This window comes from Pseudomonas sp. AC211 (assembly GCF_979258055.1).
The window spans coordinates 2,679,592-2,703,325 of the sequence record NZ_OZ409830.1 but is presented as its reverse complement, the minus strand read 5'-3'; the positions used below and the strand labels follow the sequence as shown (position 1 = coordinate 2,703,325).

The window sequence follows — 23,734 nt, the reverse complement described above, 5'->3', positions numbered from 1 at the left end:
TGTTACATAAGCTTTTTTCAAGCTTTGCTTTTAACTGACACGACGCTGACATTGGGCTTACGTGTCGATAACCCAGGGCTGTATTGGCATGGTCAGACGCACCAAAGAAGAAGCACAGGAAACCCGTAGCCAGATTCTCGATGCCGCCGAGCAGGCGTTCTACGAGCACGGTGTCGGGCGGACGACGCTGGCCAAAATTGCCGATGTGGCCGGCGTGACGCGCGGCGCAATCTATTGGCATTTCAGCAACAAGAGCGACGTGTTTCAGGCAATTCTCGAGCGCGCGCACCTGCCGTTTGAAGAACTGGCCAAGGCCAGCGAAAGTGCCACTGAGCCTGACCCCTTGGGTCGCCTGCGCGAATTATTGGTTCAGCTGTTCAGACAAACTGCCAATGACGCGCAGGTACGGCGCATCAACGAGATTCTGTTCCACAAATGTGAATACACGGCGGAGCTCAATGACCTGCGCCAACAAATGCAAGACAACAGTATCGACTGCGACCAGCGCATCGAACTGACCCTGCGTAACGCGATCAACAAAGGCCAATTGCCGGCCGACCTGAACACCCAGTGGGCAGCCACGTGCTTGCATTCGTTTATTGATGGCGTGCTGGCGAAATGGCTGCTGGCGCCGAAAAGCTTTGCCATGGGCAAAGAGGCGGAGCGGCTGGTGGACGTGGCGCTGGATATGTTGCGGTTGAGTCCTGGGTTGCGCGGCTGACGAGCGCTCAGCGACCAGCACCGTCATCGCCGCGAAGGCGGCGGTCCGAGCATTCGGGATCCAGAATTTGCGTTGTGTTGCGGTTGGGAGTTCGTCACAACATTCTGGATTCCCGCCTTCGCGGGAATGACGGTGTTGAATTGATGAACGCGAGGTTTACCGCCGAACCTGCTTCAGCGTCTCAGCAATCAAAAACGCCAACTCCAACGACTGATCGGCATTCATCCGCGGGTCGCAGTGCGTGTGATAGCGGTCGGACAAGCCATCTTCAGTAATCGGCCGCGAGCCGCCGATGCATTCGGTGACGTTCTGCCCGGTCATTTCAATGTGAATGCCTCCGGCGTACGTGCCTTCCGCTTCGTGAACCTGGAAGAACTGTTTCACCTCCGCAAGAATCTGCGCGAAGTCGCGGGTTTTGTAGCCGCTCGATGCCTTGATGGTGTTGCCGTGCATGGGGTCGGAACTCCACAGCACGTGGCGGCCTTCCTCTTTAACGGTGCGCAGCAGACGCGGCAAGCCGGCTTCGACTTTGTCGGCGCCCATGCGCACGATGAGGTTGAGGCGACCCGGATCATTGTCGGGGTTGAGGATGTCGATCAGGCGAATCAGGTCTTCGCTGCTCATGCTCGGCCCGCACTTCACCCCGATCGGGTTGCCAACGCCGCGCAGAAATTCCACATGCGCACCGTCTACCTGACGGGTGCGATCACCAATCCACAGCATGTGCGCCGAACAGGCGTAGTCGCCGCCGGTGAGGCTGTCGCGGCGCACAAAGGCTTGCTCGTAATTGAGCAGCAGCGCTTCGTGGGCGGTGAAGAAACTGGTTTCGCGCAGTTGCGGCGAGGTGTCCATGCCGCAGGCACGCATAAAGGCCAGGGTTTCGTCGATGCGGTCGGCCAACTGGTTGTACTTCTCGCCGAGCGCCGAATTCTCGATGAACTCCAGGTTCCACTTGTGCACTTGATGCAGGTCGGCGAAGCCGCCCTGAGCAAAGGCGCGCAGCAGGTTCAGGCTGGCGGTGGACTGGTGGTACGCCTGCAGCAAGCGCTCGGGATCGGGCACGCGGCTGGTGGCATCGAAGCCGATGCCGTTGACGATGTCGCCGCGATAGGCGGGTAGGGTGACGCCGTCGATGGTTTCGTCATTGGCCGAGCGCGGCTTGGCGAACTGGCCGGCCATGCGCCCAACCTTTACCACCGGGCTGCCGGCGGCGAAGGTCATGACGATGGCCATTTGCAGCAGCACCTTGAAGGTGTCGCGAATTTTCGCGGCGCTGAATTCGGCAAAACTCTCAGCGCAGTCGCCCCCTTGCAGCAGAAACGCACGGCCCTGAGTGACCTCGGCAAATTGGCGGCGCAACTCGCGCGCTTCGCCAGCAAATACCAGCGGCGGATAACCGGCGAGGGTTTGCTCAACCTGGCTCAGGTGGGCGGCATCTGGGTACTGCGGCTGCTGCTGGATGGGTTTAGCTCTCCAGCTGCTGGGGCTCCATGGTTGCGACATCGACGTTCTCGGCTCAAGCGAATTAGGCGGACGGGCATGGTAACCGATCGGCTTGCGCTCACAAGCGCAGCGCCTGTCGATAGGCGCGATAGAGCCGCTGCATACGCCCGTGCCCGTCAACCGCTATGAGGCATTCACGGTTGCGCTTAACGCCTCGGTTCGCTCCGCCGGCAGGCGCAACGCGGCGCTGTGTTCGGCCATGCTCTGGCGGTAGGTGTCTTTGTGCACGTAGTAAGCCATGCGCTCCAGTTGCAGATAGCGGTAACCGCCGTCCAGCCGAATGCTGGCGCGCTCGCGCTTGATGGTCTTGAACGCCTCGGCGGCAGCGCTGCCTGCCTGCAAGTGCCGGATAAACAGTGCCACCAGCTCCGCTTGCTCGGCCCGGCCCTGCCAGCCCAGGCCGGAGGCTTCCACCATGCCCATCATGAACAGGTCGTCGTACTCGGGGTGGAACACGTTCAAGTACAGCTTCGGTGCGCCGGCGCCTTCGGGCCAGTTGAGGTGCTCGCGTGCAACAAACGGATAGTCCAGCTTGTAGCCGGTGCCTTGCAGAATCAGGTCGTACTCGGCGTGCTCACCGTCGGTGAAGGTCACCGTTTTACCGTCGATGCGCGCGATATCGCGGCGCGCTTTGATGTCGCCGTGACCGAGGTGATGCAGCACCAATGAATTCACCACCGGGTGCGATTCGTACAGCTTGTAGTCGGGGTCGGGCAGGCCATATTGCGAGGGCTTGCCGATCAGGGCGCGAATCAGCAGGCCGTCGATGCGTTGCTTCAGCGCGCGGGGCAATTTCACTGCGCCGCCGAAGGTGTCGATGGGGCGTCCGAGCAGAAATTTCGGCAGGAAGTAATAGCCCCGTCGTACCGACAAATCCACCGAGGCGGCGCGGTGCACGGCGTCTACGGTGATGTCGCAGGCCGAGTTGCCGCAGCCGACAATCAGCACGCGTTTGCCGGCAAAAACCTCGGCCGAGCGGTAGTCGCTGGAGTGCATCAGCTCGCCGCTGAAGGTGCCCGGCAGTTGTGCCAGATTGGGTTGGTGCAAGGTGCCGTTGGCGATCAGCACACCCTCAAATTGCCATTCGCGGGTGACGCCGGCTTTTTCGGTGAACAGCGCCCAGCCTGTTTCCCGGCGCTCCAGGCGCACTACGCGGGTGCCGAATTGGAAATGTTCGTACAGGCCGAAATGGCTGGCGTAGTCTCGAAAGTAGCGGCGCATTTCGCTGTGGTGCGGGTAGGGCGCCACGCTGTCGCCCATGGGGAATTCGCTGAACTGCGTGGTGCTTTTGGACGAAATCAGATGGGCTGATTCGTACATGGTGCTGTGTGGGTTATCGATATCCCACAAACCGCCGACGTCGTCGTGCAGCTCGAAGCCGACAAACGCAATGCCATGTTTTTGCAACTGGCGGGCCGTGCACAGGCCCATGGGGCCCGCGCCGATAATGGCGTACATAGCGTTCTCCCTTGCACGTCGCGGCCGGCGACCTGCTGATTATTGTTCTGGTTGGGGGCTTAACTGTGGGCGAATTATTGCGTGACCGGCGCCAGGCTCTTCAATGACAATCGGCGCCTTTCCCTGTCGCGCGCTGGTCGGGGATGTCATAAATGCTGGAGACCGCAATGCCTGAACAGCCGCCACGGGACGAGCTGACCGAAGAACTGCTATTGGCCGAAGTGCACGACGAATACGGCGTGATCAAGGTCATGCAGGTGGGCGACTACCGCTTCCTCGAATTCGGCGACGCCATTGAGCAAAGCTGCGTGTTCCTGCCCGACCCGACCTGGCTGGAGTACGACTACACGCGGGCCATGTTTATCGGCGCGCTGTGCCACGAGCAGCCAGAGAGCGCGCTGTTTCTTGGCCTCGGTGCCGGCACCTTAACCCAGGCGTGCCTGCGTTTTCTGCCGTTGGATGATGTGGAAGCCATCGAGCTGCGCCCCGATGTGCCGCGCCTGGCCATGGAGTTTCTGGGCCTGGACGACGATCCGCGTCTGTATGTGCGCATTGGCGATGCCATCGAACTGCTGGAAAGCGCCGAATCGTCCGACCTGATTTTCGTCGACTTATATACCGACACCGGCCCGGCCGTTGGCCATCTGGCCTGGCGTTTTCTCGAAGGGTGCCAGCAGCGCTTGAATCCTGGCGGCTGGCTGGTGATCAACCAGTGGGCCAGCGACGACGGCAAGCCGCTGGGCGCGGCGCTGCTGCGCGGGTTGTACCACCGGCACTACTGGGAACTGCCGGTGAAGGAGGGCAACGTGATTCTGATCGTGCCCGCCGATCTGGATCAGCAGCTGGATACCGCCGCCCTCAGCAGACGCGCCGAGGCATTGCAGGCGCAGCTGGGTTATTCGCTGCAACCCTTGATCGACCTGGTACGCCCAGCCACCTGACTCAGCGGCCTTTGAATGCGCCGGGGCGGCGCTCTTGCATGGCGCGCACGCCTTCCTGAGCGTCTTCGCTGGCCATCAGGCGCCGCATGGTGGCGGGCAAGGCAGCAGCGGCCGCCACTTCGCCTTCGGCCACTGCCTGGCGCGCCGAGGCCAAGGTCGCTTGCACGCCCAATGGCGCTTGCGCCGCGACCCGTTCGGCCAGGTGCAAGGCGCGCGGCAGCAGGTCTTCGCTGGCCAACACTTCTTGAACCAAGCCCAGCCGGCAAGCTTCGTGCGCATCGAATTCGTCGCCCGTCAGCAGCCAGCGCATGGCGTTGCCCCAGCCAGCTGCCTGGTGCATGCGCAAGGTGGCGCCGCCGAACGGGAAGATGCCGCGTTGCACTTCCATTTGCGCAAAGCGCGTGTTGCTGGCGCACAGGTTGATGTCGGAGGCGAGCATCAGTTCGATGCCGATGGTGAAGCAGTAACCCTGGGCGGCGACGATCACTGGCTTGCTCACGCGCGGGCCGCCGAACACGCCCCACGGGTCGCAACCGCCTTCGGGAATCTGCCAGCCGCTGGCGAAGGTGGCGGCGACATTGGCCAAGTCCAGCCCGGCGGTGAAATGTTCGCCATGGGCAAATACCACGGCAACGCGCATTTCGCTGTCACGCTCGAACTCGCCGTAGGCGAGCGTCAGGTCGTTGAGCAGAGCCAGGTCGAACGCGTTGCGTTTGCTGGGGCGGTCGAGACCAATGAGCATGATCGCCCCACGTTTTTCACGGCTGACGCGTCCGGGGCTGGTGCTGTTCATGGCGAATTATCCTTATGGCGGGCGGAAGTGGCTGGTGCGGTATAGCTGGCCTGGTGCAGCCGGTCAAACCGCCGCGCGGCTGGCGCTGAAGGTGTCTATCTCGGCGACCGGCTGGCGGCGTGTAAGGATTTTCTTCGCGAAACTTACACCGAGGTCAAGTTTTTTCCGGTATAGTGCGCGCCGGCTTCAAACGGCCGTGTTCAGGTTTTGCAGGTTTTTCCCAGAGCGAGCTCTGGGTGCAGTTCACCAAGTGAACGTCCTGGATATCTTCTTTTTTCATTAATACGTTTTCGCAAATCCCCGCCTACAGGGCTGCCAGGGTTACCTTCGGGTCTTACACGGCATGCGCAGCTTTTGGAACATGGGTCTTTGCGGATGCACTTTGAGGCAGACCCATGACCCAGGTATCCGGCGGCTTCGCCGCGCTCGGACTTAACCCCAATATTCTCGCTGCAGTAATCGCTACCGGTTACGAAGAGCCATCGGCTATTCAACTGCAAGCTATTCCAGTGATTCTCGCCGGCCACGACATGATCGGCCAGGCGCAAACCGGTACCGGCAAAACCGCCGCGTTCGCACTGCCAATCCTCACCCGCATCGACCCGGCCAAACGTGAGCCACAAGCGCTGATTCTGGCGCCAACTCGCGAGCTGGCTCTGCAGGTGGCTACCGCTTTTGAAACCTACGCCAAGCAAATGCCAGGCGTGAACGTGGTTGCCGTTTACGGCGGCGCTCCGATGGGCCCACAACTGAAAGCCATCCGTAATGGCGCTCAGATTGTTGTGGCTACCCCGGGTCGTCTGGTTGACCACCTGCGTCGCGACGAGAAAGTGCTGTCCACTATTCAGCACCTGGTACTCGACGAAGCGGACGAAATGCTCAAGCTGGGCTTCATGGACGACCTGGAAGTTATCTTCAAGGCCATGCCCGCTACCCGTCAGACCGTGCTGTTCTCGGCCACCCTGCCGCACTCGATTCGCGCCATTGCTGAAAAGCACCTGCGTGACCCGAAGCACATCAAGATCGAAACCAAAACCCAGACCGTGACTGCCATCGAGCAGGCTCACTTGCTGGTTCACGCTGACCAGAAGCACGCCGCTGTATTGCGTCTGCTGGAAGTGGAAGATTTCGACGCGCTGATCGCCTTCGTGCGTACCAAACAAGCCACCCTGGACCTGGCCGCCGCGCTGGAAGCCAAGGGTTACAAGGCTGCCGCCCTGAACGGCGACATTGCCCAGAACCAACGTGAGCGCGTGATCGACTCGCTCAAAGATGGCCGTCTGGACATCGTGGTTGCCACCGACGTTGCCGCCCGTGGTCTCGACGTGCCGCGCATCACCCACGTAATGAACGTGGACATGCCGTACGACCCGGAATCCTACGTTCACCGTATCGGTCGTACCGGCCGTGCTGGCCGTACCGGTCGCGCCCTGTTGCTGGTAACGCCGCGTGAGCGTCGCATGCTGCAAGTGATCGAGCGTGTAACCGGCCAGAAGGTTGCCGAAGTTCGCCTGCCGAACGGCCAGCAAGTGCTGGACGCACGCATCAAGAAACTCACCAACGCCCTCGCGCCGCTGGTGGCTGATGCTGAAGCCAGCCATGGTGATCTGCTCGACCGTCTGACCGCCGACATCGGTTGCAGCCCGCGTGCCCTGGCCGCTGCGCTGCTGCGCAAAGCCACCAACGGCCAAGCGCTGACCCTCGCCGACGTTGAACGTGAACAACCACTGGTGCCGAACAGCGCACCGCGTGAGCGTTCCGAGCGTCCTGCTGGTGAGCGTAGCGAGCCGCGTGAACGTCGCGCGCCAATGCCGTTGGCCGAAGGCCGTGCCCGTTGCCGTACCGCCCTGGGCGCACGTGACGGTATCGCCGCGAAAAACCTGCTGGGTGCCATCCTCAACGAAGGCGGCCTGGCCCGCGAAGCCATCGGCCGCATCCAAGTGCGCGACAGCTTCAGCCTGGTTGAACTGCCGGAAGAAGGTCTGGAGCGTCTGCTGACCAAGCTGAAGGACACTCGCGTAGCCGGTAAGCAGTTGAAGCTGCGTCGTTATCGCGAAGACTAAGAAGGTTCGCCTTCTGGTCCGCTAAACAAAAAGCCCGCTGCGAAGCGGGCTTTTTTGTGCCTGTCTTTTTAATCGTTCAATTTCAGCGTCAAACTCAGGGCGGCCGCGCTCACCAACAAACCCGCCAATACCAGCAAGGCGGTGGTCAGGCTGCTGCCATGAGCGATAAAGCCGATGAAGGCTGGGCCCAACAAAATGCCGCCATACCCCAAGGTGGAGACCGCTGGAATAGCCACGTTTTCGGCCATCACCTTTTGTTTGCCGATGAGGCTGAACATCACCGGCACCACATTCGAGCAGCCAGCACCCACCAGCAAAAAGCCCACCAGCGATAGCGGCCACGATGGACTCAACGTCGCCACCACCAAGCCGGCCGCCGCCATCAGCGAGCCGAGCAGCACCACGCGCTGACGGCCAATCCGGTGCACCACCTTGTCGCCTGTCAGGCGACCCATCGTCATGGCGCAGGCGAACGCCACATAGCCGATGCCGGAATGGGCCGAGGCCAGATGTTTGCTTTCGGTGAGAAACACGGCGCTCCAGTCGAGCATCGCGCCTTCTGCCAAGAACAAGATGAAGCACACCGCGCCAATCAGCAGCACCACGCCGTGGGGAATGGCGAAGGCCGGGCCGTTGCTGGTACTGCCGAAGGGCAGCAAGTCACGGGCAGCGTGCAGCAGCACGGCGATGACTGCCGCAACCACTGCCAGTGCTGCCAGCAGTGGGCTGAGGTTCAGCGCCAAGAGCAGGCTCACGCCGGCCGCGCCGACAATGCAGCCCACGCTGAACAGACCATGAAAGCCCGACATCAAGGGCGTTTCGCTGTTTTTTTCCACGAGCACGGCCTGCAAGTTGATGGTGCAATCCATGCAGCCGAGCCCGGCGCCAAACAGGGCGAGGCTGACGGCCAGCAATGGCCAGGACGAAAACACCGTCAGCAGCGGCAGCATCAGGCACACCAGCGCCGCCGCGCCAACGATCACCCGTCGGCAGCCAATGCGTGCCGCCAGCGCGCCGGCCAGCGGCATGGTGATTAGCGAGCCGGCGCCCAGGCATAGCAACAGCAAACCGAGAGAGCCTTCGGACAAACCCGCGCGCGCCTTGGCGAAGGGCACCAATGGCGCCCACGCGGCCATGGCGAAACCGGCGATAAAAAAGGCCCAGCGCGTCGAGCTTTTCTGGCGCGCGTGGGAGGGCAAGGCGAGGGCAGATTCAACAGCAGACATCAGCGTTCCAGATCAGAGAAGTACGCGGTGTAGACCGGCCGAGCGGCGATCGCGTTCAGTCTGTCGGCGCGGCTAACGCTTGATCGCAGTCAAGGCAATCAGGCGCGACACCACCAACGCCAAGTACATGACACCGGCGAATTCTTCGACCATTACCAGCGACCGGGCCATGGGTGTGAGCGGAATGATGTCGCCCAGGCCGACGCCCGACAGCGTGGTGAAGCTGAGGAACAACAACTCCATCCAACTGCGCGCCGCTTCGGGATTAATCAGTGCGCCAAAGCTGCCCGGCAACAGTAATTGGCAAAAGGTGTAGAGGTGCCCGAAGGCCCAGGCGAGCAGGGTGAACGTGGCGCCGACGGCGTACAGCTCATCGGTGGTGGCGCGGTAGTCGGCGTTCATATAGGCGATCAGGCTGCCTGCCGCGTAGAAGTAGAACAGCGCTTCGAGCAGGGCGATCAGCGATTCCAGGCTCACCGCCGGCGTCACCTTGTTAAGCACGGATAAGCCAACCAGCACCACGGCCAGCACCACCGCCACCCATGTGTGCGAGGAACTTCGTTTGACCACGTGCAGCGCCAGGCCCAGCACCACCAACCCAAATGCGCCGAATAGCGCACGGCCCAGTGGCGTGTCTTCCATCCACGGGTACAGCAGCACCCCGAGCAACTGCACGAAGAGCAAGCCGGCGGAGGGATGGCGGATGATGTATTGAACGGGGCGCATAGAAGGCCTGTGCAAGTGAGCGGTGAATGGCAGACAACATAAAACGAAGCGATATCCCTGGCGTGAATGTGCCCACGCCCAAGGGCATTACTCGCTGTTAATCAGCACCTGACCTTGCTTGACCCAGCCGCTGTAAACCGCACCGTTCTTGGTGGTGTAGCTGACCTCGGCCCAGCCAAAGCTGTGGATGTTGCTCACGGCTACGCTGTCGCCGGGCACGATGTACGCCTTGCGGTCGGTGCAGCTGTCATTCGGTGCATTGTGGAAGTACAGGCGGCCTTCACCGGTGATTTTGCCGGGCAGTGGTGCGGGCAACTGTTGGTCCAGTGAAGCGTTTTCAGCGAGCACTTCGCAGTCCACCGGCTCGGCCGGCGTACCGCTGACGAACTCCAGTTCCTGTAGCAACAGCGACGTGTGGTGGTGGCCGGTCAACGCCCCGGTGATGGTGCCCTTGAGGGTGAGCTTGCCTTCACTCATCAGGTACGGCCGCAACTGGTCGTAGCCTTTCTGGTCGAGGATCAGCTGCAAATAGTCCAGGCGCTGGTCGGGGCTGGTCTCGAACTCATCGTTGGCGACCATGCACAGCGGCTCGGGCACGGCGAGGTAAAAGCCGACCTCGGCTTCATCACCTTGTGTCACGTCCTCATAATTTGGCGAGCCGGGAAAGGTGTCGGGGTAGAGGGTGCCCGTCAGGGTGACGGTTTCGGTTTCAAAGGCGTGGCAGTCAGCGGCCAGCGCAACAGAGGGAAGCAGCGGTGCGCCAGTAAAGGCGAGCAGGGCGCACAGGCGCATGGAAAAACGCATGGTGGGTCGTCCGTGATAGCGGGTGGATAAAGCCAACGGCAGCGAATTAGACGCGGGCGGCCAGGGCCTGCACAAGTCGAAATTGCAGAGAGTGTGATCGTTAGCGTCAGTGGCAAATCAGCCATTCGGACAGTGGCCGACACGAGAATTTTCGCGTTGAATGCGCGTCCTGAAAACTCGCGCCCTCACGGCCAGACGGTATGCGCACGGGTTTCGCCCGTCGTCAGCAGCTACGTGCTGCCAATTTTTAACAGCGGTTTGGTGGCATTTACGCCTTTTTTCGTACTTTCCTGCCGAACGCTGTGCATTCGGTGGCTATGCTCAAGCGAGTGGAAGTAAAAAGTGACCATCGTCCCTGGCCCACCTGCGCTGTTGGCCGTGGCTAAAACAATAAAAAATGCCCGCCGTTTCTCTCGAAGCGCGTGAGCAAACGGAGTGACCTATGGCATGCGAACAATTTGATGTATTGATCATTGGGGCAGGGCTCTCGGGTATCGGGGCGGCGTACCGATTGCAGACCACCTGCCCAGCCAAGCGCTACGCCATCCTTGAAGGGCGCAGCGATATCGGCGGCACCTGGGACCTGTTCCGCTACCCGGGGCTGCGATCAGACTCCGACATGTTCACCCTCGGTTACCCCTTCCGCCCCTGGCAAGACGCCAAAGCCATCGCCGACGGCGCCTCGATTCTGCGGTACATCAAAGACACCGCCAGCGAATTCGGCATCGACCAGCACATCCGCTTTAACCAGCGCGTGGCCTCGGCCACCTGGTCGTCCCACGAAGCGCTGTGGACGGTGCAGGTGCATAACCCGCAAAGCGGCGGCTGCAGCGTTTACCGTTGCAAATTCCTCTACGTGTGCAGCGGTTATTACGACTATGCCGGCGGCTACACGCCGGAGTTTCCAGGTCGCGAGCAGTTCAAAGGGCAGGTCATCCACCCGCAGAAATGGCCGGAAAACCTCGATTACACCGACAAGAACGTCGTCATCGTCGGCAGTGGCGCCACCGCCGTCACGCTGGTGCCGGCCATGGCGGCGCAGGCCCGCCAGGTCACGTTGTTACAGCGTTCGCCGAGCTATGTCGCCTCGCTGCCAGCCAAAGACGCCATCGCTGATGTGCTGCGCAAGTTTTTGCCCGAACAGCGCGCCCATCGCCTGGCGCGCTGGAAGAACGTGTTGTTGACCTTGGGCTTCTTCCAGTTTTGCCGCCGCGCGCCCAACCTCGCGCGCAAAATGCTGCGCCACGGCGTGAAGCGCGAGTTGCCGGCTGACTACGCCGTCGACACCCATTTCAACCCAACCTATCAACCGTGGGACCAGCGCTTGTGCATGGCGCCCAACGGTGACTTGTTCAAAGCCCTGCGCAGCGGTAAAGCGCAAATGGTCACCGACCACATCGAACGCTTCACCGAGACCGGTATTCGTCTGAAGTCGGGTCAGGAACTGGCGGCCGACATCATCGTTACCGCCACGGGCCTGAAGTTGCAGGCATGCGGCGGCATGGCCCTGGTCGTGGACGGCAAGTCCGTGGATATCGGCGACACGCTCGCCTACAAAGGCGTGATGCTCGGCAACGTGCCCAACTTCGCCCTGTGCGTGGGCTACACCAACGCCTCCTGGACGCTACGTGCTGACCTGGCCTCTAGCTACGTGTGCCGTGTGCTGAATTACATGGACGAGAACGCCTACAAAATGTGCGTGGCGCAGCAGGTGGGTGGCTCGCTGGAGAAACGGCCGCTGCTGGATATTTCCGCCGGCTATGTACTGCGAGCGGCGGACGTGTTGCCCAAACAAGGGCCTGCTGCGCCGTGGCAGTTGAAACAGAACTACATTCTCGACCTGTTCAACCTGCGCTACTCGCCAGTGGAGGACGGCACCCTGACTTTTCGCCGCGCTCCCGCCCTAGGCATGGCGCCGCCTGTGGTTGAGCGCACCGTTTCGGCGGCGTGACGGTGGCGGCCTCAGCCTCTACTGCCGAAAAGCATCGCGGCTAAAGCCGCTCCCACAGGGGCCGTTGCCTTCTGTAGGAGCGGCTTCAGCCGCGATTCCTGCAAACGCTACGAGCGCGGTCTCATCACACCTTCACGCCTTGTTCCCGCAAGCGCTTGTACAAGGTGTTGCGGCTAAGCCCGAGGCTGCGGGCAAGGTGGGAGATGTTGCCGCCGCATTGTTCGTATTGGCTTTTCAGATCGGCATCGCTGGTGGCGCGGTATTCCACCACTGGCGGCGTCTCGCTGCCTGGCAGGTCGGCGAAAAAATCGTCGGGTAAATGCTCGGGGCGTATAGGTTGATCGTCGGCCATGGCCAGGGCGATCTGCAGCACGCTGCTCAGTTGGCGCAGGTTGCCGGGCCAGGGGTGGCGCAGCAGCATTTCCATCACTTCGTTGCTTAACCCGGCCCATTGGTAGGGCTCGCGGTGGTGCTCCCAGAGGCGTTGGATCATCGCCTGTTTGTCGGTGCGCTCGCGCAGCGGCGGCAGTTCGAGGTTGAGGCCGCTGATGCGGTAGTAGAGGTCTTGGCGGAACAGGCCGCTGTCGACGTCTTGGCGCAAGGCGCGGTTGGTGGCGGAGATCAGGCGGATGTCCACTGGGTACAACTCGCTGCTGCCCAAGGGCTGCACGCAGCGTTCCTGGAGCACCCGCAGCAGCCGCGCTTGTACGCGCAGTGGCATGTCGCCGACTTCGTCGAGAAACAGCGTGCCTTTGTGGGCCTTGCGGATCAGGCCGATGCTGCCTTTCTGGTTGGCACCGGTGAAGGCGCCTTTTTCGTAGCCGAACAATTCCGACTCCACCAACTCGGCAGGAATGGCTGCGCAGTTCACGGCGATCAGGCTTTGCTGCGCCCGTGAGCTGGCCTGGTGCAGGGCTTTGACAAACACCTCTTTGCCAACGCCGGTTTCGCCGTACACCAGGATGGGAATGTCTTTCTCCAGCAAGCGCTCAGCCTGGCGCACGGCTTTGTCGACGCGCGGGTCGCCAAGGTTGATAGCGGCCAGGGTGAAGGGGCTTTGCGCTGCCGGTGCCGGGCTGGGCGGCGGGCTGAGCGGGGCGGTGCGGAAATCTCGCGCCTGGATCGGCACGGGTTGCTGCGGGCGTTTGAGCTGGGCATGGAAGCGAAAACGGCCGCCGGCGCGCAGGTTAAAGGGCAAGTCCTGCGGCTGGTTCAGCAGCTGTTGCAGCGGGATATCGAACAGGCGCTCGATGTTCACCGCTGCCAGGCTGATCCCGAGCAGGCTGTCGGCACGCCGGTTGGCAGACACCACTTGGCCGCTTTCGTCGAACACCACCAGGCCGGCCCACGGGCTGTCGAGGTTGTTCAGGCTGGTGTTGAAGGTCAGCTGGAAATAGCGCTGCTGAAACAGGTTGAGGATCAGCCGGTTCTCCACCGACTGGCTCATCATTTTCACCATGCCCAAGGTGTGCGAGGGCGGCAGGTAGCTGTCGCTGGAGACATCGAGCACGGCGATCATCTGCCGCTGCTCGTTGAAAATCGGCGAGGCCGAGCCGGTCATAAACCGGTTGGCTTTTAGAAAGTGTTCGTCGTGCTGAATGTGCACCGGCTGCGCGCAGCTCAGTGCGGTGCCGATGGCGTTGGTGCCGGTGTAGCGCTCCAGCCAACTGGCCCCGGCGACAAACCCGGCGGCATGGTTGGGCTCGATGAAACGCTGATCGCCCCAACTCTGCAGCACCTGGCCCTGGTTGTCGGCCAGCATGATCAGGCAGTTGGAGTTGGCGAGAATGTTGCCGTAGTAGGGCAGCACTTCTTTATGGGTGGTTTGCACCAGCGCGTGCTGACTCTCCAGCAGCGCCGACACCTCGCCCGCGCTCGGTTGGCTGAACGTCGGCGCGCTCTGGTGCGTGAGGCCGAAACTGCGGCAGCGCGTCCAGGGAGTCTTGAATGATCGTGTCGTGGGGCAGGGCGGCTTCGGCCATGACGGGTCTCGCGTGGAGTTGTTTTTATTTTCAGCCAGCAATCGACCGGTCTTCGCCGGGTCGGTTCAGTGTCGTTGATGACTGTTCAAAGTCAACAGTGGCCACTGTTCAGTTGTTCACAGATGAGTGTTCACAGGTGTTCAAACTGACCGTTCTTGTTCCTTTGAATATTTAGATAATCAATTTAATAACAGTAAGTTGCGAGCGTTAATCGCGGGTTGGCACAGAACTGGCTCTAGTTTGGCGAATTGAGAGTGAGGGTGCCAGAACCAGGCAAGGCGAACGGAAGCTCAAAGGCGCAGCGTACTCAAGTACGTGAACACCTGAAGCGAGCGTTCAATGCGGTCTGGCCGGCGCACCCTCGGTCGAACCAACGTAGAACAACAAGAAAAGGACACTTATGTCTTTAGTGCTCGAACACGTCACCCGTGTGGTCGATGGCGAGTTGCACATCGACGACGCCTGTTTAAGTTTCGAACCGGGTTCGTTCAACGTGCTGCTGGGTCGGACCCTGTCCGGTAAAACCAGCTTGATGCGCTTGATGGCTGGACTCGACAAACCCAACAGCGGCCGCATTTTGATGAACGGCGCCGATATGACAAACGTGCCGGTGCGCAAGCGCAACGTGTCGATGGTCTACCAGCAGTTCATCAATTACCCGACGTTGACGGTGTTCGAGAACATCGCCTCGCCGCTGCGTCAGGCCGGCCTCAAAGACGCGGAAATTGCCGAGAAGGTTCACGCCACGGCGAAGATGCTGCGCATTGATGCGCTGCTTAAACGCCACCCGTTGGAATTGTCTGGCGGCCAGCAGCAACGCACCGCCATGGCTCGCGCGCTGGTCAAGGACGCCTCGCTGATTCTGTTCGACGAGCCGCTGGTGAACCTCGATTACAAGCTGCGCGAAGAGCTGCGCCAGGAAATGCGCGAGCTGTTCCAGGCCCGCCACACCATCGCGATTTATGCCACCACCGAGCCGAACGAAGCGCTGGCGTTGGGCGGCACCACCACGATCCTGCATGAAGGGCGCGTGGTGCAGAGCGGCAAAACTGCCGACGTTTATCACCGCCCGCAACAGGTGCTGGCCGCCGAGTTGTTCTCCGAGCCGCCCATCAACCTGATGCCCGGACGGATCAGTGGCACCGAGGTGAGTTTCGCCGAGGCGGTGCACTTTCCGCTGAATCCGGATTTGCAAAGCATCGGCGAAGGTGAGTACCGCTTCGGCGTGCGCCCCAGCCATATCGGCCTGGTGCCGTCCAATGACGATGACCTGGAATTGGCCGTAACCGTCGAGCTCGCCGAAATCAGCGGCTCGGAAACCTTTCTGCATGTGCGCAACGAGCAGTTTGTGTTGGTGCTGCATTTGCCAGGCGTGCATGAGTACGACGTCGACACCTCGATCCTCATCTATATCCCCACCCACAAGCTGTTCGTATTCGCCGCCGATGGCCGCCTGATTCAGGCCCCAGTCGACGTGTCGGGAGGGTTGCCTGATGGCCGAGATTCGTTTGCACCATTTGGCTCACAGCTACAGCAAAACCCCGAGCGGGCCGGACGATTACGCCATTCGGGAGATGAACCATATCTGGGAGCAGGGCGGCGCCTACGCGCTGCTCGGGCCGTCCGGGTGTGGCAAGTCGACCTTGCTGAATATTATTTCCGGGCTGTTGAGTCCGTCCGAAGGCGAGGTTCAGTTCGATGGCAAGGTGGTGAATCTGCTGCCGCCTGAAGAGCGCAACATTGCCCAGGTTTTCCAGTTTCCGGTGGTGTACGACACCATGACGGTGTTCGACAACCTGGCCTTCCCGCTGCGCAATCAGGGGCTGAACGAAGCCAAAGTGCTGAGCAAGGTCAACGAGATTGCCGAGGTGCTCGACCTGCACCCGTTGCTGCACAAAAAGGCCAAAAACCTCACCGCCGACGAGAAGCAAAAAGTCTCCATGGGCCGGGGACTGGTGCGTGACGACGTGTCGGCGATTCTGTTCGACGAGCCGCTGACCGTGATCGACCCGCACCTGAAATGGAAGCTGCGTCGCAAGCTCAAGCAGATTCACGAGCAGTTCAACATCACCATGGTGTACGTCACCCACGACCAGCTCGAAGCCTCGACCTTCGCCGACAAGATTGCCGTGATGTACGGCGGCCAGATCGTGCAATTCGGCACGCCGCGCGAGTTGTTCGAGCGCCCGAGCCACACTTTTGTCGGCTACTTCATCGGCAGTCCGGGTATGAACCTGATCGACGTGACCCGCTGCGACGGTGGCGTGCGCTTTGCCAACACCGTGCTGCCGCTGAGCGCCGCGCTGAATCAACGCCTCGCCGCGCTGCCGGATGCGACGCTGAAAGTCGGTATTCGCCCCGAGTTCGTGCACATCTGGGATGGCCCCTACGACGACGCGCTGTGTGGCGAGGTCGCCCATGTTGAAGATTTGGGCACCTACAAAATTCTGACTCTGACGCTCGACGGGCAAAAACTGAAAGTGCGCTTGCAGGAAGACCAGCCGGTGCCGCAGCAGAAGGTGTACCTGAGTTTTCCAGCACAGTGGCTGATGCTGTACGCCGATGAATATCTGGTTGAAGCAGCGGTAGACGTGCCTGCGGAGGTGACGCCATGAAGGTGCAGAACAACAAGGCGTGGTGGTTGGTATTGCCGGTGTTTCTGCTGGTGGCGTTCAGCGCCATCGTGCCGATGATGACGGTGGTCAACTACTCGCTGCAGGATATTTTCGACCAATCCAGCCGCTACTTTGTCGGCGCCGATTGGTACCGCCAGGTATTGGCCGACGACCGTTTGCATGACTCGTTGCTGCGCCAGTTCATCTTCTCGGCCTGCGTGTTGCTGATCGAAATTCCCCTCGGTATCGGCATCGCATTGTGCATGCCCACCAAGGGCAAAATGGCTTCGCTGGTGTTGATCGTGCTGGCCATTCCGCTGCTGATTCCCTGGAACGTGGTCGGCACTATCTGGCAGATTTTCGGCCGCGCCGACATCGGCTTGATGGGTTACACGCTCAACAAGCTGGGCATCTCGTACAACTACGCGGCCAACACGGGCGATGCCTGGGCCACGGTGTTGATCATGGATGTGTGGCATTGGACGTCGCTGGTGGCACTGCTGTGTTACTCCGGTTTGCGCGCCATTCCCGATGTGTATTACCAGGCTGCGCGCATTGATCGGGCGTCGGGCTGGGCGGTGTTCCGTCACATTCAACTGCCCAAGCTCAAAAGCGTGCTGCTGATTGCCGTGATGCTGCGCTTTATGGACAGCTTCATGATTTACACCGAGCCCTTCGTGCTCACCGGCGGCGGGCCGGGCAACGCCACCACGTTCCTCAGCCAAACCCTGACGCAAATGGCAATTGGCCAATTCGACCTGGGCCCGGCGGCGGCGTTTTCGCTGGTGTACTTCCTGATCATTCTGTTGGTGTCGTGGGTGTTCTACACCGCCATGACCCACAACGATAAATCCCGCTGAGGCCCGACCATGACAACACGAAAAAAGTGGTGCTGGTGCTCTATGTCCTGTTTCTGCTGGTGCCGATTTACTGGTTGCTGAACATGTCGTTCAAAACCAATAACGAGATTCTCGGCGGCCTCAGCCTGTGGCCCAGCCATTTCACCCTGGCCAACTACAAGGTGATTTTTACCGACCCGAGTTGGTACACCGGCTACCTCAACTCGCTGTACTACGTGAGCTTGAACACGCTGATTTCGCTGACTGTTGCGCTGCCGGCGGCCTATGCGTTTTCTCGCTATCGGTTCCTTGGCGACAAGCACCTGTTCTTCTGGCTGCTGACCAACCGCATGGCGCCACCGGCGGTGTTTCTGCTGCCGTTCTTTCAGCTGTATTCCTCGATTGGCCTGTTCGATACCCACATTGCCGTAGCGTTGGCGCATTGCTTATTCAACGTGCCGTTGGCGGTGTGGATTCTTGAAGGGTTTATGTCGGGCGTACCGAAAGAAATCGACGAAACCGCGTATATCGACGGCTACAGCTTCCCGAAATTCTTCGCCAAGATTTTCATCCCGCTGATTGGCTCGGGCATCGGCGTAACCGCGTTTTTCTGCTTCATGTTCTCGTGGGTCGAGCTGCTGCTGGCGCGCACATTGACCTCGGTAAATGCCAAGCCGATTGCTGCGGTAATGACCCGCACGGTGTCGGCATCGGGCATCGACTGGGGCGTGCTCGCGGCCGCCGGGGTACTGACTATTTTGCCGGGCATGCTGGTGATCTGGTTCGTGCGAAACCATGTAGCCAAGGGCTTTGCCCTGGGCCGGGTGTGAGGAACTGACGATGGAATGGATGGCTTGGACGACCCCCACCGCAGCGTTCTTCGCGGCAATCGCGTTGTTGCTGGTGGGCATGACGGTGTGGGAACTGCGCTCGCCTTGCGTTGAGCGGCGCGGGTTTTTACCGATTGCTACCACCCGTGGTGATCGGCTGTTTATTGGTCTTCTCGGAAGCGCCTACCTGCATTTGCTGGTGATCGGCGCGACTGAATGGAGCATCTGGGTGGCGTCCGCGCTGTCCCTGGTGTGGCTGTTGGTTGTGATGCGTTGGGGTTAACCGGCAGGCGGGCCGCAGCTGTCGTTGTTGTCTGCCCCGCGAGGTTGGAGCTCTACCTAATAATTACCAGGAGGTGTCTATGTTGAACAAAAACAACAAACTGCGACATAGCGTGACGTTGGCGGCGATTTTCGCCCTGAGTGGCTTGAGTGCAACAGCCTGGGCGGACGCTTACGAAGACGCGGCAAAGAAATGGATTGGCAGCGAGTTCAAACCGTCCACGCTCACGCCTGAGCAGCAGCTCGAAGAGCTCAAGTGGTTTATCAAGGCGGCTGAGCCGTTCCGTGGCATGAAAATCAACGTGGTGTCGGAAACCCTGACCACCCACGAATATGAATCCAAGGTGCTGGCTAAAGCGTTCAGCGAAATCACCGGCATCACCCTGACCCACGACCTGCTGCAAGAAGGCGACGTGGTGGAAAAACTGCAAACGCAAATGCAGTCTGACAAGAACATCTACGACGGCTGGGTAAACGACTCTGACCTGATCGGCACCCATTTTCGCTACGGCAAAACTGAATCCATCACCGACCTGATGGCCAACGAAGGCAAAGAGTTCACCTCGCCGACCTTGGATTTAAAGGACTTCATCGGCATCTCGTTCACCACCGCGCCGGACGGCAAGATTTATCAATTGCCCGACCAACAGTTCGCCAACCTGTACTGGTTCCGTGCCGACTGGTTTGAACGCGCCGATTTGAAGGCCAAGTTCAAAGAGAAGTACGGCTATGAGCTGGGCGTGCCGGTGAACTGGTCCGCCTATGAAGACATCGCCAAATTCTTCAGCGAAGACGTCAAGGAAATCGACGGCAAACGCGTTTACGGGCACATGGACTACGGCAAAAAAGACCCGTCCCTGGGCTGGCGCTTCACCGATGCCTGGTTCTCCATGGCCGGCGGCGGCGACAAAGGCTTGCCTAACGGCTTGCCAGTGGACGAGTGGGGCATTCGCGTAGAGGACTGCCATCCGGTGGGCTCCAGCGTGACCCGCGGTGGCGACACCAACGGCCCGGCCGCTGTGTTCGCCACGCAGAAATACGTGGATTGGATGCGCGCCTACGCGCCGCCAGAAGCCCAGGGCATGACGTTCTCCGAGTCTGGCCCGGTGCCAGCGCAGGGCAACATTGCTCAGCAAATCTTCTGGTACACCGCGTTCACCGCCGACATGACCAAACCGGGCCTGCCAGTGGTGAACGCCGATGGCACGCCGAAATGGCGTATGGCGCCGTCGCCGCGTGGCCCGTACTGGGAAGAGGGCATGAAGCTCGGCTATCAGGACGTAGGTTCGTGGACGTTCCTGAAATCGACCCCGGAAAAGCAGCGTCTCGCCGCATGGCTGTACGCGCAGTTCGTGACCTCGAAAACCGTTTCGCTGAAAAAGACCATTCTGGGTCTGACGCCGATTCGTGAGTCGGACATTAACTCGCAAGCCATGACCGACATGGCGCCCAAACTGGGCGGATTGGTTGAGTTCTACCGCAGCCCGGCCCGCGTGCAATGGACGCCGACCGGCACCAACGTGCCGGACTATCCGCGTTTGGCGCAGTTGTGGTGGAGCCATATTTCGGAAGCAGCCAGCGGCGAGAAAACCCCGCAGGAAGCGCTCGACGGCTTGGCTAAAGACCAGGACGCGATCATGACGCGTCTTGAACGCTCGAAAGTGCAGCCAATCTGTGGTCCGAAAATGAACCCGGAAAAGGATGCGCAATACTGGTTCGACCAGCCGGGCGCACCGAAGCCGAAACTGGCTAACGAGAAGCCCAAAGGCGAGACCGTTAACTACAACGATCTGTTGAAGCAGTGGGAAGCGGCGCGTAAGTAAGCGGCGTTTTTCGTAAGGCATAAAAAAACGGCACCTTGAGGGTGCCGTTTTTTTATTGCGATCCCAAAACCTGTGGGAGCGTTTTTGCCGCGATGCTTTTGGCTTTGCCGGTTGCAGGAATCGCGGCTGAAGCCGCTCCCACAGGGATATCAGTCGTGCAGATGCTCAGCGGCGTACAGTGTGTTCTCCAGCAAGCATGCGCGGGTCATGGGGCCGACGCCGCCAGGCACTGGCGTGATCCAGCCGGCGCGGGGCAGGGCGGTGTCGTAAACCACGTCGCCCACCAGCTTGCCGTCTTCCTGGCGGTTGATGCCCACGTCGATGACCACGGCGCCAGGCTTGATCCACTCGCCTTTCACCAGGCCCGGCTTGCCCGCCGCAACCACCACCAGATCAGCGCGGCCGACGTGGCCAGCGAGGTCTTTGGTGAAGCGGTGTGTGACGGTCACGGTGCAACCGGCCAGCAACAGCTCCATCGCCATCGGACGGCCGACGATATTGGACGCGCCGACGATCACCGCATCCATGCCGTAAAGGTCGACGCCGGTGCTGGCCAGCAACGTCATGATGCCTTTAGGCGTGCACGGACGAAGCAGCGGAATACGCTGGGCCAGGCGGCCGATATTGAACGGGTGGAAACCGTCGACATCTTTGTCGGGGCGGATGCGCTCAAGCAGTTGCGAGGCATCGAGGTGCTCGGGGAGAGGCAGTTGCAGGAGGATGCCATCGATGGTGGCGTCATCGTTGAGCCGGTCGATCAGCTCGCGCAATTCATCCTGAGTGGTGCTGGCCGGTAGGTCATAGGCATGGGAGAGAAAGCCGACTTCTTCGCAGTCTTTACGCTTATGGGAAACGTACACCTGAGAAGCGGGATCGCTGCCGACCAGAATTACAGCCAGGCCCGGGGTACGAAGCCCTTGCTCGCTGCGTTCGGCGACACGTTGGGCGATCTGCTTGCGCAGGCTAGCGGCGATCGCCTTGCCGTCGATAAGTTGTGCGGTCATGACGCTTGGTTAACCATCGGAAATGATTGAAAAAGGACGCGCATTCTCGCATGACCGGCCGAGCGGGCAAAGGCGGGCGGTCAGCATTTTCCCGTAACTCCTTTATCTCACTGAATTTTTTACGTTTTAGTGTTGACGGCTGATGAGCTCGTCTATAACATTCGCCCCGCTTGTCGAGCACAGCCAAGTGCCCGTAGCTCAGCTGGATAGAGCATCCGCCTTCTAAGCGGATGGTCGCAGGTTCGAGTCCTGCCGGGCACGCCACAAGGCTGTTTGGCAATACAAGCAAAGCAACACAGCAACAACGCAATATGGTGGGCGTAGCTCAGTTGGTAGAGCACAGGATTGTGACTCCTGTTGTCGTGGGTTCGATCCCCATCGTCCACCCCATATTCGAAAAGACGCCAGACTTTAAACAGTCTGGCGTCTTTGCTTCAAAGCTTCGCGGACGTGGTGGAATTGGTAGACACACTGGATTTAGGTTCCAGCGCCGCAAGGCGTGAGAGTTCGAGTCTCTCCGTCCGCACCAACTAGCGCTGATCTCGGCGAACAAAAAAGGCAGCTCCGTTAAGGGCTGCCTTTTTTGTTTTCCGGTTTGCCGTTTTTCCAGTGTGTAATTTTCCTTCCTTTAATAAGCACGGGCGACATGCATGGCTCGGCTTATGTAGGAATTCCCTTATGAATCCACGACTGACGCACTGTGTGGTGACTTCTTGAGTTTTCGCCACTAGAATGCATGCCCTTGATTTCTGGGGCCGGAAACGGCCGGCTAACGTCTGTGCAACGAGGAATATTCATGCAAGTTTCTGTTGAAAATACTTCCGCTCTTGAGCGTCGTATGACCATTGGCGTTCCTGCTGAGCGCATCGAGACCGAAGTAAACAAGCGCCTGCAGCAGACTGCACGCCGTGCCAAAGTGCCGGGTTTCCGCCCAGGCAAAGTGCCGATGAGCGTTATCCGTCAGCGTTACGAAGACGCTGCTCGTCAGGAAGCCCTGAGCGACCTGATCCAAGCCACCTTCTACGAAGCTGTGGTTGAGCAGAAATTGAACCCGGCTGGCGCGCCAGCAGTTCAGCCAAAAACCTTCGAAAAGGGCAAAGACCTCGAATACGTCGCCACCTTCGAAGTGTTTCCTGAGTTCCAGGTCGCGGGCTTCGACGGTATCGCCATCGAACGCCTGCAAGCCGAAGTCGCTGATGCCGACCTCGACAACATGCTGGAAATCCTGCGCAAGCAAAACACCCGTTTCGAAACCGCTGACCGCGCCGCTCAGAAAGACGACCAGGTCAATATCGATTTCGTTGGCAAAGTAGATGGTGAAGCGTTCGCTGGCGGCTCGGCCAAAGGCACTCAACTGGTTATCGGCTCTGGACGCATGATCCCTGGCTTCGAAGACGGTCTGGTCGGCGCTAAAGCTGGCGAAGAGCGCGTGCTGAAGCTGACTTTCCCTGCTGACTACCAAAACCTGGAGCTGGCCGGTAAAGAAGCCGAGTTCACCGTCACCGTGAACAGCATTGCCGAGCCAAAACTGCCAGAACTGAACGACGATTTCTTCGCCCTGTTCGGTATCAAAGAAGGCGGCCTCGAAGGCTTCCGCGCCGAAGTTCGCAAGAACATGGAGCGCGAGCTGCGTCAGGCCATCAAATCGAAAGTTAAAAACCAAGTGATGGAAGGGCTGCTGTCGGCCAATCCTATCGAAGTGCCAAAAGCACTGTTGAGCAACGAAGTTGACCGTTTGCGCGTACAAGCGGTGCAGCAGTTTGGCGGCAACATTAAACCTGACCAATTGCCCGCCGAGCTGTTCGAAGAACAAGCCAAGCGTCGCGTTGTGCTGGGTCTGATCGTGGCCGAAGTGGTCAAGCAGTTCGAGCTCAAGCCTGACGAAGCCCGCGTTCGCGAGATGATTCAGGAAATGGCTTCGGCCTATCAAGAGCCTGAGCAAGTGGTGTCCTGGTACTACAAAAACGACCAGCAACTGAACGAAGTGCGTTCGGTTGTACTGGAAGAACAAGTTGTAGATACTGTTCTGCAGAAGGCCAATGTGACCGATAAGCAGGTCTCTTACGAAGAAGCGGTCAAGCCGGCGGAAGCTCCACAAGCAGCCTGACCCTAACGTCGTACGAGCAACCATAAGCCAGCCTTCGTGCTGGCTTATGTGTATTTGAGACATGAC

The 23,734-nt window shown here is 60.0% G+C and carries 17 protein-coding genes, 3 tRNA genes and 2 pseudogenes; 14 read left to right on the top strand and 8 right to left on the bottom strand.

Going from position 1 to position 23,734, the window contains the following annotated elements; genetic code table 11:
• The first annotated feature begins 88 nt into the window (after positions 1-88).
• A complete protein-coding gene (locus ACZZZP_RS12660) occupies positions 89-721 on the top strand; it encodes a TetR family transcriptional regulator (protein WP_122495486.1) in 633 nt (210 codons plus the stop codon).
• Between the two features lie 156 nt (positions 722-877).
• Here ACZZZP_RS12660 and ACZZZP_RS12655 read toward each other — a convergent pair whose 3' ends face one another.
• Both ACZZZP_RS12655 and ACZZZP_RS12650 read right to left on the bottom strand, forming a co-directional pair.
• On the bottom strand, positions 878-2,224 hold the full coding sequence (locus ACZZZP_RS12655; protein ID WP_122495488.1) for a class II 3-deoxy-7-phosphoheptulonate synthase: 1,347 nt from the start codon (positions 2,222-2,224) through the stop codon (positions 878-880).
• A gap of 123 nt (positions 2,225-2,347) precedes the next feature.
• Positions 2,348-3,682, bottom strand: a complete 1,335-nt coding sequence (locus tag ACZZZP_RS12650) for a flavin-containing monooxygenase (RefSeq protein ID WP_463382947.1) — start codon at positions 3,680-3,682, stop codon at positions 2,348-2,350.
• A gap of 167 nt (positions 3,683-3,849) precedes the next feature.
• On the opposite strand from ACZZZP_RS12650, the gene ACZZZP_RS12645 reads away from it, so the two are divergent.
• Positions 3,850-4,623, top strand: a complete 774-nt coding sequence (locus tag ACZZZP_RS12645; protein WP_463382946.1) for a spermidine synthase — start codon at positions 3,850-3,852, stop codon at positions 4,621-4,623.
• Between the two features lies 1 nt (position 4,624).
• On the opposite strand, the gene ACZZZP_RS12640 is transcribed toward ACZZZP_RS12645, so the two are convergent.
• Positions 4,625-5,416 (bottom strand): crotonase/enoyl-CoA hydratase family protein, encoded by a 792-nt coding sequence (locus tag ACZZZP_RS12640; protein ID WP_463382945.1) that lies wholly within the window; start codon positions 5,414-5,416, stop codon positions 4,625-4,627.
• Positions 5,417-5,777: 361 nt separating this feature from the next.
• On the opposite strand from ACZZZP_RS12640, the pseudogene ACZZZP_RS12635 reads away from it, so the two are divergent.
• A pseudogene (locus ACZZZP_RS12635) lies at positions 5,778-7,479 on the top strand (DEAD/DEAH box helicase).
• A 68-nt stretch (positions 7,480-7,547) separates the two neighbouring features.
• On the opposite strand, the gene ACZZZP_RS12630 reads toward ACZZZP_RS12635, so the two are convergent.
• The 3 genes from ACZZZP_RS12630 to ACZZZP_RS12620 all read right to left on the bottom strand — a co-directional run bounded on the left by ACZZZP_RS12630 (position 7,548) and on the right by ACZZZP_RS12620 (position 10,235).
• On the bottom strand, positions 7,548-8,705 hold the full coding sequence (locus tag ACZZZP_RS12630; protein WP_463536560.1) for an MFS transporter: 1,158 nt from the start codon (positions 8,703-8,705) through the stop codon (positions 7,548-7,550).
• Between the two features lie 72 nt (positions 8,706-8,777).
• Positions 8,778-9,431 carry a potassium channel family protein gene (locus tag ACZZZP_RS12625; RefSeq protein ID WP_463382944.1) on the bottom strand — a complete coding sequence of 218 codons (654 nt, stop codon included), beginning with the start codon at positions 9,429-9,431 and terminating at the stop codon, positions 8,778-8,780.
• An 87-nt stretch (positions 9,432-9,518) separates the two neighbouring features.
• Positions 9,519-10,235: a DUF4431 domain-containing protein gene (locus ACZZZP_RS12620; protein ID WP_463382943.1), complete on the bottom strand. Its 717-nt coding sequence runs from the start codon at positions 10,233-10,235 to the stop codon at positions 9,519-9,521.
• A 442-nt stretch (positions 10,236-10,677) separates the two neighbouring features.
• On the opposite strand from ACZZZP_RS12620, the gene ACZZZP_RS12615 reads away from it, so the two are divergent.
• Positions 10,678-12,186 (top strand): flavin-containing monooxygenase, encoded by a 1,509-nt coding sequence (locus ACZZZP_RS12615; protein ID WP_463382942.1) that lies wholly within the window; start codon positions 10,678-10,680, stop codon positions 12,184-12,186.
• A 124-nt stretch (positions 12,187-12,310) separates the two neighbouring features.
• On the opposite strand, the gene ACZZZP_RS12610 is transcribed toward ACZZZP_RS12615, so the two are convergent.
• Positions 12,311-14,050: a sigma-54-dependent Fis family transcriptional regulator gene (locus ACZZZP_RS12610; protein ID WP_463536559.1), complete on the bottom strand. Its 1,740-nt coding sequence runs from the start codon at positions 14,048-14,050 to the stop codon at positions 12,311-12,313.
• Between the two features lie 518 nt (positions 14,051-14,568).
• On the opposite strand from ACZZZP_RS12610, the pseudogene ACZZZP_RS12605 reads away from it, so the two are divergent.
• From ACZZZP_RS12605 to ACZZZP_RS12580, 6 genes and pseudogenes are all read left to right on the top strand, one after another.
• A pseudogene (locus ACZZZP_RS12605) lies at positions 14,569-15,662 on the top strand (ABC transporter ATP-binding protein).
• On the top strand, positions 15,662-16,783 hold the full coding sequence (locus ACZZZP_RS12600) for an ABC transporter ATP-binding protein (protein WP_122495512.1): 1,122 nt from the start codon (positions 15,662-15,664) through the stop codon (positions 16,781-16,783). The pseudogene ACZZZP_RS12605 and the gene ACZZZP_RS12600 overlap by 1 nt, the downstream one beginning before the upstream one ends.
• Entirely contained in the window at positions 16,780-17,643 is an 864-nt protein-coding gene (locus tag ACZZZP_RS12595) for a carbohydrate ABC transporter permease (protein ID WP_122495514.1), read from the top strand. Before ACZZZP_RS12600 ends, ACZZZP_RS12595 begins: the two co-directional genes overlap by 4 nt.
• 26 nt (positions 17,644-17,669) lie before the next feature.
• Entirely contained in the window at positions 17,670-18,452 is a 783-nt protein-coding gene (locus tag ACZZZP_RS12590) for a carbohydrate ABC transporter permease (RefSeq protein WP_463382940.1), read from the top strand.
• Between the two features lie 10 nt (positions 18,453-18,462).
• The gene (locus ACZZZP_RS12585) at positions 18,463-18,735 is read left to right on the top strand and encodes a DUF2160 domain-containing protein (RefSeq protein WP_122495517.1); all 273 of its coding nucleotides are present in this window, start codon (positions 18,463-18,465) and stop codon (positions 18,733-18,735) included.
• A gap of 79 nt (positions 18,736-18,814) precedes the next feature.
• Positions 18,815-20,557 (top strand): ABC transporter substrate-binding protein, encoded by a 1,743-nt coding sequence (locus ACZZZP_RS12580; RefSeq protein ID WP_463382939.1) that lies wholly within the window; start codon positions 18,815-18,817, stop codon positions 20,555-20,557.
• A 149-nt stretch (positions 20,558-20,706) separates the two neighbouring features.
• On the opposite strand, the gene folD is transcribed toward ACZZZP_RS12580, so the two are convergent.
• A complete protein-coding gene (folD, locus tag ACZZZP_RS12575) occupies positions 20,707-21,561 on the bottom strand; it encodes a bifunctional methylenetetrahydrofolate dehydrogenase/methenyltetrahydrofolate cyclohydrolase FolD (RefSeq protein WP_122450797.1) in 855 nt (284 codons plus the stop codon).
• Positions 21,562-21,748: 187 nt separating this feature from the next.
• Here folD and ACZZZP_RS12570 point away from each other — a divergent pair.
• The 4 genes from ACZZZP_RS12570 (at position 21,749) to tig (ending at position 23,668) form a co-directional block, all read left to right on the top strand.
• Positions 21,749-21,825, top strand: a tRNA-Arg gene (locus tag ACZZZP_RS12570).
• Positions 21,826-21,875: 50 nt separating this feature from the next.
• Positions 21,876-21,951 (top strand) — tRNA-His (locus ACZZZP_RS12565).
• 54 nt (positions 21,952-22,005) lie between these two features.
• Positions 22,006-22,090: transfer RNA gene (locus ACZZZP_RS12560), tRNA-Leu, on the top strand.
• Between the two features lie 267 nt (positions 22,091-22,357).
• Positions 22,358-23,668, top strand: a complete 1,311-nt coding sequence (gene tig, locus ACZZZP_RS12555; protein ID WP_463382938.1) for a trigger factor — start codon at positions 22,358-22,360, stop codon at positions 23,666-23,668.
• Positions 23,669-23,734: the final 66 nt, after the last annotated feature.

Bases quoted from the DNA above. Each gene is read 5' to 3' on its own strand.
- ACZZZP_RS12660 (WP_122495486.1), top strand. From the start codon at position 89: ATGGTCAGACGCACCAAAGAAGAAGCACAGGAAACCCGTAGCCAGATT.
- ACZZZP_RS12655 (WP_122495488.1), bottom strand. From the start codon at position 2,224: ATGTCGCAACCATGGAGCCCCAGCAGCTGGAGAGCTAAACCCATCCAG.
- ACZZZP_RS12650 (WP_463382947.1), bottom strand. From the start codon at position 3,682: ATGTACGCCATTATCGGCGCGGGCCCCATGGGCCTGTGCACGGCCCGC.
- ACZZZP_RS12645 (WP_463382946.1), top strand. From the start codon at position 3,850: ATGCCTGAACAGCCGCCACGGGACGAGCTGACCGAAGAACTGCTATTG.
- ACZZZP_RS12640 (WP_463382945.1), bottom strand. From the start codon at position 5,416: ATGAACAGCACCAGCCCCGGACGCGTCAGCCGTGAAAAACGTGGGGCG.
- ACZZZP_RS12630 (WP_463536560.1), bottom strand. From the start codon at position 8,705: ATGTCTGCTGTTGAATCTGCCCTCGCCTTGCCCTCCCACGCGCGCCAG.
- ACZZZP_RS12625 (WP_463382944.1), bottom strand. From the start codon at position 9,431: ATGCGCCCCGTTCAATACATCATCCGCCATCCCTCCGCCGGCTTGCTC.
- ACZZZP_RS12620 (WP_463382943.1), bottom strand. From the start codon at position 10,235: ATGCGTTTTTCCATGCGCCTGTGCGCCCTGCTCGCCTTTACTGGCGCA.
- ACZZZP_RS12615 (WP_463382942.1), top strand. From the start codon at position 10,678: ATGGCATGCGAACAATTTGATGTATTGATCATTGGGGCAGGGCTCTCG.
- ACZZZP_RS12600 (WP_122495512.1), top strand. From the start codon at position 15,662: ATGGCCGAGATTCGTTTGCACCATTTGGCTCACAGCTACAGCAAAACC.
- ACZZZP_RS12595 (WP_122495514.1), top strand. From the start codon at position 16,780: ATGAAGGTGCAGAACAACAAGGCGTGGTGGTTGGTATTGCCGGTGTTT.
- ACZZZP_RS12585 (WP_122495517.1), top strand. From the start codon at position 18,463: ATGGAATGGATGGCTTGGACGACCCCCACCGCAGCGTTCTTCGCGGCA.
- ACZZZP_RS12580 (WP_463382939.1), top strand. From the start codon at position 18,815: ATGTTGAACAAAAACAACAAACTGCGACATAGCGTGACGTTGGCGGCG.
- folD (WP_122450797.1), bottom strand. From the start codon at position 21,561: ATGACCGCACAACTTATCGACGGCAAGGCGATCGCCGCTAGCCTGCGC.
- tig (WP_463382938.1), top strand. From the start codon at position 22,358: ATGCAAGTTTCTGTTGAAAATACTTCCGCTCTTGAGCGTCGTATGACC.